Here is a 13,824-nt window from a genome sequence, read left to right on the forward strand (position 1 = left end):
CGGCGGTCAGGCGCTGACGGCCTTCTTGTAGAGGCGGGTCGCCAGCGGGACGAAGACGAGCAGCATCACGGCGATCCACAGCAGCGACGCCGGGATGGCGTGCTGCATGGGCCAGGCGTCCGAGGCCTTCATCGCGGTGCTGGTGTTGCCGAACAGCTCGCGTGCCGCCTGCGTGAACGTCGAGACGGGGTTCCACTCGGCGACGACGCGCAGCGGGGCGGGCAGCTCGGAGGTGTCGAGGAAGGCGTTGGAGACGAACATCAGCGGGAACGAGACCATGGTCGCGATGTTGTTGAAGCTCTCCGGCGTGCGCAGGGCCAGCGCCACGGTCGCGGTGAACCAGGAGAACGCGTACGCGAACAGCAGCAGCAGCGCGAACCCGAGGACGACCTCCTGCGGCGAGGAGTGCGTCCGCCAGCCGACGGCCACCCCGACCGTCGCCATGACGACCAGGCTGGCGACGTTCATCAGCAGGTCGCTGACGGTCTGGCCGATCAGCACCCCGGACGGCGCCATGGGCAGCGAGCGGAACCGGTCGAAGATGCCCTTCTGCAGGTCCAGCGTCAGCGTGTAGCCGGTGGTCTGCGCGCTGATGAGCACGGCCTGGACGAAGATGCCGGGGAGCAGGAACTCCTTGTACGGCACCCCCGGGATGTCGATGACGCTGCCGAAGACGTAGGCGAACATCAGCACGAACACGATCGGGAACATGACGGCGGCGCCGAGCAGGTCGGGCGAGCGCCTGATCTTCAGGGTGTTGCGCCTGGCGATGGTCCAGCCATCGGCGACGGGCATGGTGAGCGGGTTCATCGGGCGGCCTCCTGGACCGGCTCGTCGGCGCCGGGCGCGCGGCGCCCGGTCAGGGTGAGGTAGACGTCGTCGAGGGTGGGCCGCCGCAGCCCGGCGTCCCGTACCCGGACCCCCGCCTCGGCCAGCCGGCCGAGGCTCTGGCGGAGCGACTCGGGGCCGTCGGTCACCGGGACGGTGATCCGCAGCGACTCCGGCACCGTCTGCATCGCGCCGACCGCGGCCCAGGCGAGGGCCTCCCGGGCGGTCTCCAGCTCGGCGGCGTCGGTCACGGTCACCTCGATGCGGTTGCCGCCGACCTGGTCCTTGAGCTCGTCGGCGGTGCCGCGGGCGATGGCGCGGCCGTGGTCGACCACCATGATCTGGTCGGCGAGCCGGTCGGCCTCCTCCATGTACTGGGTGGTCAGCAGCAGCGTGCTGCCGCCCGCGACGAGCTCGGCGATGGTGTCCCACAGCGCGGCGCGGGCGCGGGGGTCCAGGCCGGTGGTGGGCTCGTCCAGGAACAGCACCGGCGGGTCGGCGACCAGCGCGCCGGCGAGGTCGATCCGGCGCCGCATGCCGCCGGAGTAGCCCTTCACCGGACGGTCGGCGGCGCCGGCGAGGTCGAAGCGTTCGAGCAGCTCGCGGGCGCGGGCCTTGGCGCGCTTGGCGCCGAGGTGGTAGAGCCGCCCGACCATCTCCAGGTTCTCGGCGCCGGTGAGGTGCTCGTCGACGGCGGCGTACTGGCCCGACAGGCCGATGTGCGAGCGCAGCCGCCGGGCGTCGCGGACGACGTCGCATCCGGCGACGGTGGCGCGGCCGCCGTCGGGCGCCAGCAGGGTGGTCAGCACCCGTACCGTCGTGGTCTTGCCCGCGCCGTTCGGGCCGAGCAGGGCCAGCACCGTGCCCTGCGGCACGGAGAAGCTCAGCCCGTCCAGGGCGGTCACCTCGCCGTATCTCTTGACGAGCCCGTCCGCCGTGATCGCGTCGGTCATGGGGGTCTCCTCGCTGCTGTTTCGGATGTCAGGACCGGTGGACGTCGATGTCGCCCCAGTTGGTGTGCGCGTGCACCTCGACGACCGTGTCGGTGGTGCCGGGGCCTTCCGCGGCGTCCATGCCGTTGCGCACCACGCCGTTCTTCGAGTGCAGGTCCAGCCAGGCGGCGGTGCCCGCGGCGATGCCGATGCCGACCTTGCCGTGGCCGGTCTCCAGCCGGACGGTGCCGCTCTCCGCCGCGCCGATCCGGATCCGGCCGTGCGCGGTCTTGGCGGAGAGGTCGCCCGCCACCCGGTCGACCGTGATGTCGCCGGTGCCGGTCTTCAGGTGCAGCTCTCCGGTCACCTCGCCGAAGGTGATGGCGCCGGTGGACGCCTTGAGGGTGCCGGGGCCGTCGATCGTCCCGATCCGGATCGACCCGGTGGACGTGGTCACCTCCGCGGCCCCGGTCACCCGGTCGACGGCGATGTCGCCGGTGGACGTCCTGGCCTCCAGCGGGCCGGTCTCCTCCAGGCGGGCGTCGCCGTACGAGCTGCGCAGCGACGTCCGGCCGAGCGGGCCGGTCGTGATGAGCTCCGCGGCGACGTCGGCCTCGACGCGGGAGCCGGCCGGCAGCTCGACGGTCACGTCGATGGAGCCGCGCCAGGTCCGCAGCTGCCCTAGGACGTTGGGCCTGGGGCCCTTGACCAGCAGCCGCTCGCCGGAGAACTCGACGATCGTCCGCTCGGCGGCCTGCACGCTCGCCGGGGTGGACGGATCCGCGGGGCGCACCTCCACGACGGTGTCGGCGCGGGCGCTCGCGTGGACGCGGACCTGGCCCAGGTAGGTCTGGATCTCGGCGGTGATCGGTTCGGGCGTGTCGAAAACGGGCATGGCGGAGCCCTCCTCATGGGTCCGGTGGAACATCCCGGCCTCGGGCCGGGCGAAGTGTGACGGGGTGAACTGTGACGGGGCGTGGGCGCCGCTAGCGCACCCAGCCGGTGTAGCCGCGCCCGCTCTGCGGCCGCCGCGCCGGGTCGGCGGGACGGCTCCCGGCGCCCTCCTCCAGCGCGGCGGAGACGGCGCGGACCAGCCAGGCGTTGACCGACATCCCCTGCCGTCCCGCGGCCTCCTCCGCGCGCACCTTGAGATGCTCGGGAAGCCGCAGCGTCATCCGCGCGGTGCCGCCCTCCTCCGCGACCGGCGGAGTGGCGGGCGCCGCGGACTCCGCCTCGGCGCCGGCGCCGGCCGGGGGCGGTCCCGGCTCGGGCGGCGTCACCACGAACGCCGGGTCGCCGCCGCGCAGCCGCACGTCCACCGAGCCGGGCGCCAGATCGCGGGTGATCTCGTCCGCCGCGGCCGACAGCGCCTCCAGCAGGGACAGCCTGGCGGCCGACTCCAGGGCCCCGGTGAGCCGCTCGGCCAGCGCCCGCGCCTCCGGCCCGCCCGCCTCGGCGGCCACGGCGAGCTCCCGCCGGAGCTTCTCCACGTACGGCATCAGATCCATGCCATCACTATGACGTCGTCATGACGTCATGTCAAGTAAAAGTGACGTCACTCCGCCCGGAGTGACGTCACGATGATGTCGCGCGCTCAGTGGAGGGTCAGCGGAGTCTCGGCCTGGACGCGCGTCAGCTTGTGCGGGTTGCGGACGTAGTAGAGGCCCGTGATGCGGCCGTCCTCGACGTTCGCCGCCATGACGCCGTCGAACTCGCCGTCCACGCGGACGAGGAGCGCGGGGGTGCCGTTCACCACGGCCGGCTCGGTGGTGACCTCGAAGTCGCCCTTGGCGATGCCGCCGAGGATGTAGCGGACGATCCTCTCGGCGCCGACGACCGGCCGCCGCGCCGCCTGCTTGACGCCGCCACCGTCGCTGACCAGGACGACATCGGGGGCGAGGACGTCCAAGAAGTCCTGGGGATCGCCCGTCTCCAGCGCGTGCCGGAGCGACTCAAGCGCCGCCCGCGCCTGGCCGGGCGAGACGGCCTGGCGGGGGCGGCGCGCCTCGACGTGCCGGCGGGCGCGGTGGGCGATCTGCCGCACGGCCGCCGGGGTCTTGCCGACGGCGGCCGCGATCTCGTCGTACCCGACGTCGAACGCCTCGCGCAGCACGAAGACGGCGCGCTCGGTGGGCGCCAGCGTCTCCATGACGAGCATGAGCGCCATCGACATGCTCTCGGCCAGCTCGACGTCATCGGCGACGTCCGGCGTGGTGAGCAGCGGTTCGGGCAGCCAGGGGCCGACGTAGGCCTCCCGGCGGCGCTTCAGGGTGCGCAGCCGGTTGAGCGCCTGCCGGGTCGTGATCCGGACCAGGTAGGCGCGCGGATCGTTCACCCGCGCCGTGTCCACCTTGACCCACCGCAGCCACGTCTCCTGAAGGACGTCCTCCGCGTCGGCCGCCGACCCGAGCATCTCGTAGGCGACGGTGAACAGCAGATTGCGGTGGGCGAGGAAGGCCTCGGTGGCCGCGTCGCTCATGTCCCGACCCTTCTCTCGCCGGTCAGCGGGTGGCGGGCGCTCCGGCGCGCCCGGACCGCAGGGTCTTCCCGCGCTCGGCGTCCTTGATCATCCAGCTGTGCGAGCCGGGCTTGCGCGCCTCGCCCGCCAGCTGCTTGATGGGACTCTTGCACGCCGCCTCCTTGAGCTTCGCGCCGAACCGGCCGCTCACGTGGAGCGGCGTCGCGGTGTCGTTCCGGTGGGCGACCTGGAAGACGCCGTCCCGGCGGCCGAGGCTGACGCACATGGCGGCGATCCCCTTGTCGAACTCCGCCGGGCGCTCGCCCGCGATCCGGCTGAGCACCGTGTCGGCGGCGTGCGAGCCCAGCGGCAGGGCGGCCTGGCAGCTCATCCGCAGCGGCAGGCCCGACGGGGCGGCCGCGTCCCCGGTCGCGACGACGCGCTCGTCGTCCACGCTGGTCAGCGTCTCGTCGGTGAGCAGGCGCCCGGCGGCGTCGGTGCTCAGCCCGCTGCGCGCCGCCAGGTCGGGCACGCCGAACCCGGCGGCCCAGATCGTCACCTCGCTCGGCAGCTCCCGGCCGTCCTCAAGGCGTACGGCGTCGCGCGTCACCGCCGTCGCCACCGAGCCGGGTCCGTCGAGCACGGTCACCCCGAGCCGGGCCAGGCCCTTGGCCACCGAGCGCCGCCCCCGCGGGTGCAGGTACGGGCCCAGGAGACCGCCGCAGACGAGCGTCACGGCACGGCCCGCCTCCGCCAGCTCGGCCGCCGCCTCGATGCCGAGCGGACCGCCGCCGACCACCGTCACCGGGGCCTGCGCGGACGCGCCGTCCAGCACGGACCGCAGCCGCCGCGCCTCCTCCAATCCCGCGATCGGGTAGGCGAACTCGGCCGCCCCCGGCACGCCCGGGTCCGCGCTGCCGCTGCCCACCGCGTAGACCAGGTAGTCGTAGCCGACCGTTCCGCCGTCCTCCAGCTCGACGCCGCGCCCGGCCGCGTCGATCCGCGTCACGGTGCCGACCAGCAGCCGCACGCGCTCGGCCAGCACCTCCCGGTAGTCCACCACCGCGTCGTCCGAGCCGCCCACCAGCTGGTGCAGGCGGACCCGCTCGACGAAGTCCGGACGCGAGTTGATCAGCGTCACGCTCACATCGTCGCTGCGCGTCAGGCGGTTGGCCGCCATGACCCCGGCGTACCCGCCGCCGATCACGACCACATCGATGCCGCTCATGATGCCTCCTCGTCTTGGGCTCGGCATCAAGACACCGCGCCCCCGGCCCCTGTGACACCCCCGTGAGCCAGATCACGGCGGCTAGCATCCAGGTCATGCGCATGCTCGTCGTGGACGCCTTCACCGACCGCCCCTTCACCGGGAACCCGGCGGGCGTCTGCTTGCTCGACGGGCCCGCCGAGCCCGGCTGGATGCAGCGGGTCGCGGCGGAGATGAGGCACTCCGAGACCGCGTTCGTCCGCCCGATCGAGGCGCCCGGCGCCGACTTCGAGCTGCGCTGGTTCACCCCGGTGACCGAGGTCGCCCTGTGCGGCCACGCCACCCTGGCGAGCGCCCACGCGCTGTACGAGACCGGCGCCGCCCCGGCCGGGCGGCCGATCCGGCTCCGGACGCTGCGCTCGGGCGTCCTGACCGTGACGCGCGCGGACGGCGGCGGGCTCCTCATGGACTTCCCGGCGAGCCCGGCCACCGAGACCGGCCCGCCGCCCGACCTGGACGCCCTGCTCGGCACCGAGCCCCTCTGGGTGGGCCGCAACTCCCTCAACGACCTGCTCGTCCAGGTCGCCGACGAAGCGACGGTGCGCGGGCTCGCCCCCGCCATCGACGTCCTCGCCCGCATGGACGTCCGCGGCGTCATCGTCACGGCCGCCGCCGACCCGGGCCGGGACCACGCGTTCGTCTCCCGCTTCTTCGGCGGCGGAGCGCGGCGCCCCGAGAACCGTGAGGACCCGGTGACCGGCTCCGCCCACTGCACGCTCGGCCCGTACTGGAGCGAACGCCTCGGCCGCACCGACCTGATCGGCTACCAGGCCTCCGCCCGCGGTGGCCTCGTAGGCGTCACCGTCCGAAACGACCGCGTCGAACTCGCGGGCCGCGCCATAACCGTCCTGAACGGCCACTTCCACGCCTGAACGACCGCCAACGACGACCGCGCCCGCGAGCTACCGAGCGCGTTCCACCCTGTCGTGAAGGCCGGTCTTGACCTGGCTGATGAAGGCGTTCCATGCCGAGGCGCCAAGCACGAACCGAGGCCCACGCGGGTCCTTGGAGTCACGAACGGCGGCGTAACCGCCGACACCCGCGATCTCGACGCACTCGTTGCCCTGAGCGGTGCTGTGCGAGCTCTTGCGCCAGACCAGGGCGGCCAGGTCCGGGGTTGGAGGCATGGGGGCAGGCTATCTACAACTCTGCGGCAATTGCGGCGATGAATGCCTTGCTCTCTTCGTCGTCGAGCGCGGCGTTCCAGACTGCGTCGAACTCGGCATTGCAGCGCGCCACGTGGTCCGCGCCCTCGATGTAGACGTTGCCGTAGATGCCTTCGGAGTAGCCGATGTCGGGGTCAAGCGGGTCGGCGTAGCCGAGGATGACGAACGAGCCTTCGACCCCGGCCCGGGCGCCGACCGAGTACGGCAGGGCTCGGAGCGCGACGTTGGGACGCCGGGCGATGCGGTCGAGTTCGATGAGTTGATCCCGCATGACCTGCCGGCCGCCGATGAGTTGCCGCAGCGCCGATTCGGCGAGCACCGCCCTGAGCGAAGGAGCATCCGATCGGCTGAGCAGTGTCTTGCGTGCCAGGCGGGCGTGCAGGCGCTTGTTCACCTCATCAGGATCTTCCGGGACGCCTGCGGAGATGACCGCCCGAGCGTAGTCCTCGGTCTGCAATAGGCCGGGAATGAGCTGGACGTGGTACGTGCGGATCTCGGACGCCTCGTTCTCCAAGGCGACGTATCCGCCGGTGAACACGCCGGAATAGGCCGTCCACCAGCCGCGCCGCCCCGCGTCGCGGGCCAGCTGGAGGAGGACGGCCCTCGCGGCATCCTCGGTGCCGTAGAGGTCGAGGACGCGTTCCACGTCCGCCGCCGTGGCCCTGGTCTTGCCGGCCTCCATCCGGCCGAGCTTGAACCTGTTCCAGCCCAATGCCGCGGCCGCCTGGTCGAGCGTCAGCCCCGCGCGCTCGCGACGCGTTTTGAGTTCTCGGGCCAGCCTGCGTCCTCGAACTGTGGGGCTGTGCTGTGCCGGTGCCATGGCGTCATTGTGCCCCAAAAGGTAGCTCTGTGCATGTATATAGCTGCACAGAGAAATAATGATCATGCACAGTGCATTGACGTTCCGCTCTGAGCGTGGCCAGAATGCTGCCAGAGACGCCGACAAGGCCTGCGCAGACAACGAAAGAGCCGCACGGCGGGCCCGTGGATTGGAGCCCTGGACCCGGCCGCGCGGCTGCCATCCCCCATGACGGGAGACGAGATGAGGATAGCCCGACAGACGCCCGCGAGACGCTCCTCGGAGGGCGGCGGTGGTGCCTTGCACCTGATGGAGGCTGTGGAAGAGACCTCCACATCGAGTGACGCAAGCGGTGTTCGTTCCATCGAGACGGCGAAGGCGCGAAGTGACGGCCCCTCATGGTTGAAGAGGCGAGCGTCGAGCGGACTTCACCGCGTGTGGCGAATGGACGTACCGGGGACGGAGGAAGCGATCCCGTTTCTTCGCCGCTGGGTACGGTTGCTGCTCGGCGATGAGCCCGAGCTGGCCGAGGCCTTCGAGCTCATCGCCAGCGAGTACGGCACGAACGCCCTGTGGCACAGCGCCAGCGGTGCGCCCGGCGGCCGGATCAGGATCGAGTTCTGCGTGGACGCGCGGCGAGCGCGACTCACGGTCTTGGACGAGGGCCCTGTGTCCGAGGGCGGCAGAGCGGTGCCTGAGGACGTCGATGAGCACGGGCGCGGGCTGGTGCTCGCGGGGGCGTACGCGGATCAGGTCGGGTACGGCGACAGCGCGGGTGGCCGCGCGGCTTGGGCGTCGATCGACCGGTGAGGCCTAACGTGCCTCACGCTCGCGTGAGGCACGATTCCGCCGGCCGTTCTGGCCGGATGTCGTGCGGCCGGTGATCGTCCCCCAGGTCTCCGGCCGCACGTTCGGCCGCGGCGTGGTGAGGCCGCCTCAGCGCACGGCCATTGCGAGGATGGTCGTTGCGAAGATGAGCATGAGGAAGAGCTGGAAGTGCACCAGGTGGCGTGAACGGTGCTCGACGGGCAGGCGGGAACGGCCGCCGCCCGGGCAGGTGCGGAGCGCGGTCAGGTGCTGGTCGAAGTCGGCTCCGCGCATGAACAGGCCCGTTCGCGGTGCGGCCAGCGAGATGCGCGAGCCGTCGTGGTGGACGACCTGGACGTAGCGTCCGAACAGCGTCGGGATGACCTCCAGCCTGTCGACCCGCTCCCAGGTGACCTCGGCCACGCGGCCGATCAGCTGGTTGTACAGGCCGTCCGGCCAGGCCTCGGTGAAACCCGAGAACGTGATCAGCAGGCTCCGGACGCAGGCCAGCGTCAGCCCCAGGGCCGCGAAGAGCAGGGCCGTCCCGATGGCGTGGAGTTCGGGCTCGCGGCCGTCGGTGTGGATCCGGAGCCCCTGCGCCCCGGCCGCGAGCGCCGGCGCGGCGGCGACGAGCGGCGCGACCACGATCCACGGGCGCCGCGAGGGCGACAGGCGCAGCGAGGCCGGGTGCCGCGTCATGGCCACCTAACGGACGGGGGAGCCGATGACCGCATTGAACGCGAGGCAAAGATCGCCCGTCAACGCCCTGAAGCGGGACAGACCACACCTGGTCGGACGTGACCGTTCTGCGGTGTCGTAGGGCCGGTGTACCTTGCCCCCATGATCGAACGAAAGGACGTCCGGGTCCCGCTCGCATGAGCCGGGGGGATCTCGGCGGGCCCATCGGGGACGGGCAGCCGTACTACGAGCATGTTCGGCGTCTGCGGCGGATACACGGCAGCGGTCCGCTGCCCCAGGGCGGTCGTCCGCTGCCGGACGGCGAGGAGCCGCCTTCGCGGCGCACTCCGGAGCGCGCCGATGTCGCGCGGCTGGCACGGTTGCTGAGCCGGTGGCCACTGGACCGCGGGCTGCTGGCGACGCTCGACGGCATGCTCCGGGAACTGGACGTCAGCGGCGGCCGCGAGGAGCTGGCGGCCGGGATCCGGGCGCTGGAGCATGTGCCCGCGGAGCGGCTGCGCCTGCTGGGGCGATGGCTGGCCCGGACGGGCACCCACGCCGGCGCGGTCGATCTCGGACTGATCCTGCTGGGCGTGGCCGGAGGCGATGACGACCGCGACCTCATCCTCGCCCTCGGGTCCCTGGAACGCTGCTGCTGCTGTGCCGCCGATGCCCTGGTCGCGTCGCAGTCGCGGCCGCACGAGGCGCTGCTGGAGATGGCCCGCCGGTCCGGCGGGTGGGCCCGGGTGGACGCGCTCCGGCCGCTGCGCGGGGCACGGGTCGAGCCGCGCGACGCGGACTGGCTGATCCGCGACGCCTGCGACGGCGGCTTCCTGGACGTCTACTTCGCCGATGTCGTCGCCGAGACCGGCGACCTGGCCGGGGCGCTCGGCCCCGAGGCCGTGGACGACGGCCTTCTGGACGGTGCCGGCCGCGTGCTGCGCGCGCTCTGCGAACTCGCCTGGCCCTCGCCCGGCATCCTCGACTATCGCGACGCCGAGACCGCCGTACGGCACTATGCCCGGCATATCGCTGCCCGGCCGCCGACGATGGACGGGCTGTGCCGGTTGGTGGAGGTGTACGCGTTCTTGCGCAGCGGCCGTGCCGGGCAGGGACCCTGGAGCGCCGAGGGACTGGCTCGGGTACGCGACCTCTACCGGGAACTGCTGACGTCGCCCGAGGCCCAGGCGATCGTGGCCGCGGGCATGGCCTCCGCCGATCCGGATGAGTTCAACGGGGCGGTGTGGGTCGCCGACCACGTCGGCCTGCCCGTCCGGGATCCGCTCCTGCGCCGGCTGGAGTCCGACCCGCTGAACCGGCATGCCTGGTGCTGGCTTCTGGACGGCGGTCCCGCCGCGGGAGCCGCCGCGACCGCCGAGGACGTCGGCGTTGCGCTCGCCGCGGCCGAACGGCTGCTGCCGCTGCGGCGGCTGATGACCGGGCCGTCGCCACCCGCCGGGGACGCCGACCCCTATGAGGACATCCTCGATCTGGTCGTCAGCCGGCTGCGCGCCCATCCGGGCCACGGGTGGGCGATCATCCGCACCGCCTTGCGCAACCATGTGCACGCCCACCGCGTGATGGCCGTACGCGCCCTTGAGCGGTGGTCTCCCGAGCTGTTCCCGGAGGAGGCGCTCGACGTGCTGGAGAGCGTCCACGCGGCCGAGCCCCACGCCGAGCTCCGGGACGACCTCGCCGCCCTCATCACCCGGGCCGGGCCCGCGACGTGAACGAGCCGCGTCCGTCAGGGGCGGGGCAGCCGTAGCTCCATGAAGAGCATGAACGGTTCCAGGCCGGACATGGCGGCTTCGGTGTTGTCGAAGATGGGCCTGTCCTGGAAGTCCAGGGATCGGTAGAGGGCGTGGGCCTCGCGCATGAACGTCGCCGTCTCCAGGCGGACGGTCTGGTAGCCGATGGTCCGGGCGTCGGCCAGGAGCGTTTCCAGGATGGCTCGGCCGGCTCCCTGGCCGCGGGCCTCGGGGCGGACGTACATGCGTTTGATCTCGGCGGTGGCGGTGTCGACGGGCTTGAGGGCGCCGACGCCGGCGAGGCCGGTGCCGGTGCGGGCGACGAGGAGGCGGCCTCGGGGGCCGAGGAGGTGCGGGAGTTCGCGGGTGAACTCGCGGTGGTGGGCCGCCACGGCGGCCTCGGTGTCGTCGAAGCGCACGCCGTGGTCCGCGGCGAGGCGTTCTCCGCACCAGAAGAGGTACTCCCGCATGATCTCCGCGGTGGCGGCCTCCGCTCGCGCGGGCGGTCCGGTGAGTCGCTCGATCCTCATGCCGTGCCCCCGATTTCACCCCGTTGCCTCGGGACGCTACTCCGCGCTGGAGCGGCGTCAAGGACGGTCCCGGGCCGGCGCCGGCGGCCCTGTGTCATTGATCACTCGACGGGCTGTTAAGCGATAGGTCACTATCGGTCGTGATAGCCTCCTGGGGAATAAGTGATAGAGAGATATCACTTGTACCTGCCGGGGAGCGCGCCGAGCCCCTAGCGCCGGCGGCCGGTCGCCGGCCTTCGCTGCCGGTTCCCCATTCGCCACTCGAACGCCCTTATGGAGGCTCCACACATGTCCCACGCAATGCCCCGGTCCGCGGAGACGGGGGTGTCCCCGCCGGTACGGGTGAACGCCGTCGTGGCGATCCTCGCGTTCGGCGGGATCGGTGTCTCGCTGATGCAGACGCTGGTGATCCCGATCGTCCCCGAGCTGCCGAAGCTGCTGGGGGCCTCCGCGGCGGACGCCGCCTGGGCGGTCACCGCCACGCTGCTCGCGGCCGCGGTCGCGACCCCGGTCAGCGGCCGGCTGGGCGACATGTACGGCAAGCGCAGGATGCTGCTGATCAGCGTGCTGATGATGGTGATCGGGTCGGTCGTCGCCGGGTTCAGCGACACGCTGGTGCCGATGATCGTCGGACGGGCGCTGCAAGGGCTCGCGGCCGGCGTGATCCCGCTGGGGATCAGCATCATGCGCGACGAGCTGCCGGCCGAACGGCTCGCCTCCGCGATCGCGCTGATGAGCGCCTCGCTCGGTGTCGGCGGCGCGCTCGGCCTGCCCGCCGCCGCGCTCATCGCGGACAACTACGACTGGCACGCGCTGTTCTGGGTGTCGGCGGGCATCGGCGTGGTCGCGCTGCTGCTCGTGCTGGCCTTCGTCCCGGAGTCCAAGGTGCGGTCCGGCGGCCGGTTCGACCTGGTGGGGGCCGTGGGGCTGTCGGCCGGGCTGATCTGCCTGCTGCTGGCGATCTCCAAGGGCGGCGACTGGGGCTGGAACAGCGGGACGACCCTCGGCCTGTTCGCGGCGGCCGCCGTGGTCCTGCTCGCGTGGGGCGCCTTCGAGCTGCGCGTCAAGGAACCGCTGGTGGACCTGCGCACCACCGCGCGCCGCCAGGTGCTGGTCACCAACCTCGCCTCGATCGCGATCGGTTTCGGGATGTTCGCGCAGTCGCTGGTCATCCCGCAGGTGCTGCAGATGCCCGAGGCGACGGGGTACGGCCTGGGCCAGTCACTGCTGGCCGCCGGGCTGGTGATGGCGCCGTCCGGGCTGGTGATGATGGCGCTGGCGCCGCTCTCGGCCGCGGTGTCCAAGGCCGCCGGGCCGAAGGTGACCCTGATGATCGGGTCCCTGATCGTGGCCGCGGGGTACGGCCTGAACATCGTGCTGATGTCGGAGGTCTGGCACTTCGTGCTGGTCTCCTGCGTGATCGGCGCCGGGATCGGCTTCACCTACGGCGCGATGCCCGCTCTGATCATGGGCGCGGTGCCGCCGTCCGAGTCGGCCGCGGCCAACAGCCTCAACACCCTGATGCGGTCCCTCGGCACCTCGACCGCCAGCGCCGTCATCGGCGTCATCCTGGCCGAGATGACCATCAGCATGGGCGGGGTATCGCTGCCCTCCGAGGACGGCTTCAAGGTCGTCATGGCGGTCGGGTCCGGCGCCGCGGTGCTGGCCTTCCTGATCGCGACCCTCATCCCGAACCGGCGCCCGGCCGCGGCACCGGTGGCCGAGACCGCCGAGGTCCCGGCCGAGGAGCCCGTCATGGAGCGGGTGCTGGTCGGCGCCGAGGCGGGCGCCGTGGAGCAGCCGGCGGCGGCCGTCCACGGCGGCGGTACGGGCGGCGGCCCCGCCGGCGGCGGGATCCCGGTCACCGGGCATGTCCGCGCCGCGGAGGACGTTCCCGTGGCCGGTGCCGCGGTGACGCTGATCTCGCTCGAAGGCCGCCAGGTCGGCCGCGCGGTCGCGCACGCCGACGGCTCGTACGGCGTGAACGCGCCGGGCGCCGGGTCGTACGTCCTGATCGCCTCCGCCGACGGCCACCAGCCGCAGGCCTCCTCGATCGTGGTCAACGACGCGCCGGTCGCGTACGACGTGCTGCTGAGCGGCACCAGCGGCCTCACCGGCGCGGTGCGGTCGGCGGACGGCGGCGCGCCGGTGCCCGGTGCCGTGGTCATCGTGACGGACGTGCGCGGCGACGTGCTGGCCACCGCGCAGACCGACGCGCTCGGCGAGTTCGCCGTGACCGACCTGGTGCCCGGGACGATGACCATCGCGGTCAACTCGCCCGCGCACCGGCCGCACGCGGCGCCGGTCGAGATCGGCGCCGCCGGGGCCACCCGGATCGAGGTGGAGCTCCGGCCCGGGGCGCACGTGCGGGGCACGGTCCGCGGGGCGGGCGCCGTGCTGAGCGGTGCGCGGGTGACGCTGGTGGACGCCGCGGGCAACGCGGTCGCCACCACGACGACCGGCCCGGACGGCGCCTACGCGTTCTCCGATCTGGACACCGGGGCGTACACGGTCATCGCGACCGGGTACCCGCCCAGGGCGACCCGGCTGACGGTTCCGGGGGGCGGCGTGGACGGCCACGACATCGATCTCGCCCACGGCGACGAGTAGC

General features: G+C 72.7%; 14 protein-coding genes and 1 pseudogene. 5 read left to right on the plus strand and 10 right to left on the minus strand.

All coding sequences use genetic code 11. The features are described 5' to 3' along the window. Nucleotides 1-6 precede the first annotated feature (6 nt). The 6 genes from AB0881_RS05575 to AB0881_RS05600 form a co-directional block, all read right to left on the minus strand. Nucleotides 7-810 (minus strand): ABC transporter permease, encoded by an 804-nt coding sequence (locus AB0881_RS05575; RefSeq protein ID WP_366614480.1) that lies wholly within the window; start codon nt 808-810, stop codon nt 7-9. After that, complete coding sequence (locus tag AB0881_RS05580; RefSeq protein ID WP_366614482.1) at nt 807-1,781, minus strand: ATP-binding cassette domain-containing protein; 975 nt, start codon at nt 1,779-1,781, stop codon at nt 807-809. Before AB0881_RS05580 ends, AB0881_RS05575 begins: the two co-directional genes overlap by 4 nt. Before the next feature lie 28 nt (nt 1,782-1,809). Next, nucleotides 1,810-2,655: a DUF4097 family beta strand repeat-containing protein gene (locus tag AB0881_RS05585; protein ID WP_366614484.1), complete on the minus strand. Its 846-nt coding sequence runs from the start codon at nt 2,653-2,655 to the stop codon at nt 1,810-1,812. A gap of 91 nt (nt 2,656-2,746) precedes the next feature. Next, nucleotides 2,747-3,268 (minus strand): hypothetical protein, encoded by a 522-nt coding sequence (locus tag AB0881_RS05590; RefSeq protein ID WP_366614485.1) that lies wholly within the window; start codon nt 3,266-3,268, stop codon nt 2,747-2,749. A gap of 86 nt (nt 3,269-3,354) precedes the next feature. Beyond that, nucleotides 3,355-4,239, minus strand: coding sequence for an RNA polymerase sigma-70 factor (locus AB0881_RS05595; protein WP_366614486.1), 885 nt, complete (start codon nt 4,237-4,239; stop codon nt 3,355-3,357). Between the two features lie 22 nt (nt 4,240-4,261). Next, the gene (locus tag AB0881_RS05600; RefSeq protein WP_366614488.1) at nt 4,262-5,446 is read right to left on the minus strand and encodes an FAD-dependent oxidoreductase; all 1,185 of its coding nucleotides are present in this window, start codon (nt 5,444-5,446) and stop codon (nt 4,262-4,264) included. A gap of 95 nt (nt 5,447-5,541) precedes the next feature. On the opposite strand from AB0881_RS05600, the gene AB0881_RS05605 reads away from it, so the two are divergent. Continuing rightward, nucleotides 5,542-6,357 (plus strand): PhzF family phenazine biosynthesis protein, encoded by an 816-nt coding sequence (locus AB0881_RS05605; RefSeq protein ID WP_366614489.1) that lies wholly within the window; start codon nt 5,542-5,544, stop codon nt 6,355-6,357. Between the two features lie 30 nt (nt 6,358-6,387). On the opposite strand, the gene AB0881_RS05610 is transcribed toward AB0881_RS05605, so the two are convergent. Both AB0881_RS05610 and AB0881_RS05615 read right to left on the minus strand, forming a co-directional pair. Continuing rightward, nucleotides 6,388-6,612 (minus strand): DUF397 domain-containing protein, encoded by a 225-nt coding sequence (locus tag AB0881_RS05610; protein ID WP_366614491.1) that lies wholly within the window; start codon nt 6,610-6,612, stop codon nt 6,388-6,390. 13 nt (nt 6,613-6,625) lie between these two features. Continuing rightward, nucleotides 6,626-7,471 (minus strand): helix-turn-helix transcriptional regulator, encoded by an 846-nt coding sequence (locus AB0881_RS05615; protein WP_366614492.1) that lies wholly within the window; start codon nt 7,469-7,471, stop codon nt 6,626-6,628. Between the two features lie 423 nt (nt 7,472-7,894). Here AB0881_RS05615 and AB0881_RS05620 point away from each other — a divergent pair, with 423 nt between their 5' ends. After that, entirely contained in the window at nt 7,895-8,260 is a 366-nt protein-coding gene (locus AB0881_RS05620; protein WP_366614493.1) for an ATP-binding protein, read from the plus strand. Between the two features lie 126 nt (nt 8,261-8,386). On the opposite strand, the gene AB0881_RS05625 is transcribed toward AB0881_RS05620, so the two are convergent. Then, entirely contained in the window at nt 8,387-8,956 is a 570-nt protein-coding gene (locus AB0881_RS05625; RefSeq protein WP_366614494.1) for a hypothetical protein, read from the minus strand. Between the two features lie 176 nt (nt 8,957-9,132). On the opposite strand from AB0881_RS05625, the gene AB0881_RS05630 reads away from it, so the two are divergent. After that, the gene (locus tag AB0881_RS05630) at nt 9,133-10,665 is read left to right on the plus strand and encodes a hypothetical protein (protein ID WP_366614496.1); all 1,533 of its coding nucleotides are present in this window, start codon (nt 9,133-9,135) and stop codon (nt 10,663-10,665) included. Nucleotides 10,666-10,679: 14 nt separating this feature from the next. Here the strand turns inward: AB0881_RS05630 and AB0881_RS05635 are convergent, their stop codons facing one another. After that, nucleotides 10,680-11,213: a GNAT family N-acetyltransferase gene (locus AB0881_RS05635; protein ID WP_366614498.1), complete on the minus strand. Its 534-nt coding sequence runs from the start codon at nt 11,211-11,213 to the stop codon at nt 10,680-10,682. A gap of 300 nt (nt 11,214-11,513) precedes the next feature. Between AB0881_RS05635 and AB0881_RS05640 the strand changes: the two are divergent. Continuing rightward, a pseudogene (locus tag AB0881_RS05640) lies at nt 11,514-12,947 on the plus strand (MFS transporter); the annotation flags it as partial. A gap of 21 nt (nt 12,948-12,968) precedes the next feature. Then, nucleotides 12,969-13,823, plus strand: coding sequence for a carboxypeptidase-like regulatory domain-containing protein (locus tag AB0881_RS05645; protein ID WP_366614688.1), 855 nt, complete (start codon nt 12,969-12,971; stop codon nt 13,821-13,823). The last annotated feature ends 1 nt before the right edge of the window (nt 13,824 follow it).

The sequence above is a fragment of the Spirillospora sp. NPDC029432 genome (assembly GCF_040703975.1).
Classification (GTDB): Bacteria; Actinomycetota; Actinomycetes; order Streptosporangiales; family Streptosporangiaceae; genus Spirillospora.

Bases quoted from the DNA above. Each gene is read 5' to 3' on its own strand.
- AB0881_RS05575 (WP_366614480.1), bottom strand. From the start codon at position 810: ATGAACCCGCTCACCATGCCCGTCGCCGATGGCTGGACCATCGCCAGG.
- AB0881_RS05630 (WP_366614496.1), top strand. From the start codon at position 9,133: ATGAGCCGGGGGGATCTCGGCGGGCCCATCGGGGACGGGCAGCCGTAC.
- AB0881_RS05620 (WP_366614493.1), top strand. From the start codon at position 7,895: ATGGACGTACCGGGGACGGAGGAAGCGATCCCGTTTCTTCGCCGCTGG.
- AB0881_RS05605 (WP_366614489.1), top strand. From the start codon at position 5,542: ATGCGCATGCTCGTCGTGGACGCCTTCACCGACCGCCCCTTCACCGGG.
- AB0881_RS05615 (WP_366614492.1), bottom strand. From the start codon at position 7,471: ATGGCACCGGCACAGCACAGCCCCACAGTTCGAGGACGCAGGCTGGCC.
- AB0881_RS05635 (WP_366614498.1), bottom strand. From the start codon at position 11,213: ATGAGGATCGAGCGACTCACCGGACCGCCCGCGCGAGCGGAGGCCGCC.
- AB0881_RS05600 (WP_366614488.1), bottom strand. From the start codon at position 5,446: ATGAGCGGCATCGATGTGGTCGTGATCGGCGGCGGGTACGCCGGGGTC.
- AB0881_RS05645 (WP_366614688.1), top strand. From the start codon at position 12,969: ATGGAGCGGGTGCTGGTCGGCGCCGAGGCGGGCGCCGTGGAGCAGCCG.
- AB0881_RS05580 (WP_366614482.1), bottom strand. From the start codon at position 1,781: ATGACCGACGCGATCACGGCGGACGGGCTCGTCAAGAGATACGGCGAG.
- AB0881_RS05590 (WP_366614485.1), bottom strand. From the start codon at position 3,268: ATGGATCTGATGCCGTACGTGGAGAAGCTCCGGCGGGAGCTCGCCGTG.
- AB0881_RS05610 (WP_366614491.1), bottom strand. From the start codon at position 6,612: ATGCCTCCAACCCCGGACCTGGCCGCCCTGGTCTGGCGCAAGAGCTCG.
- AB0881_RS05625 (WP_366614494.1), bottom strand. From the start codon at position 8,956: ATGACGCGGCACCCGGCCTCGCTGCGCCTGTCGCCCTCGCGGCGCCCG.
- AB0881_RS05585 (WP_366614484.1), bottom strand. From the start codon at position 2,655: ATGCCCGTTTTCGACACGCCCGAACCGATCACCGCCGAGATCCAGACC.
- AB0881_RS05595 (WP_366614486.1), bottom strand. From the start codon at position 4,239: ATGAGCGACGCGGCCACCGAGGCCTTCCTCGCCCACCGCAATCTGCTG.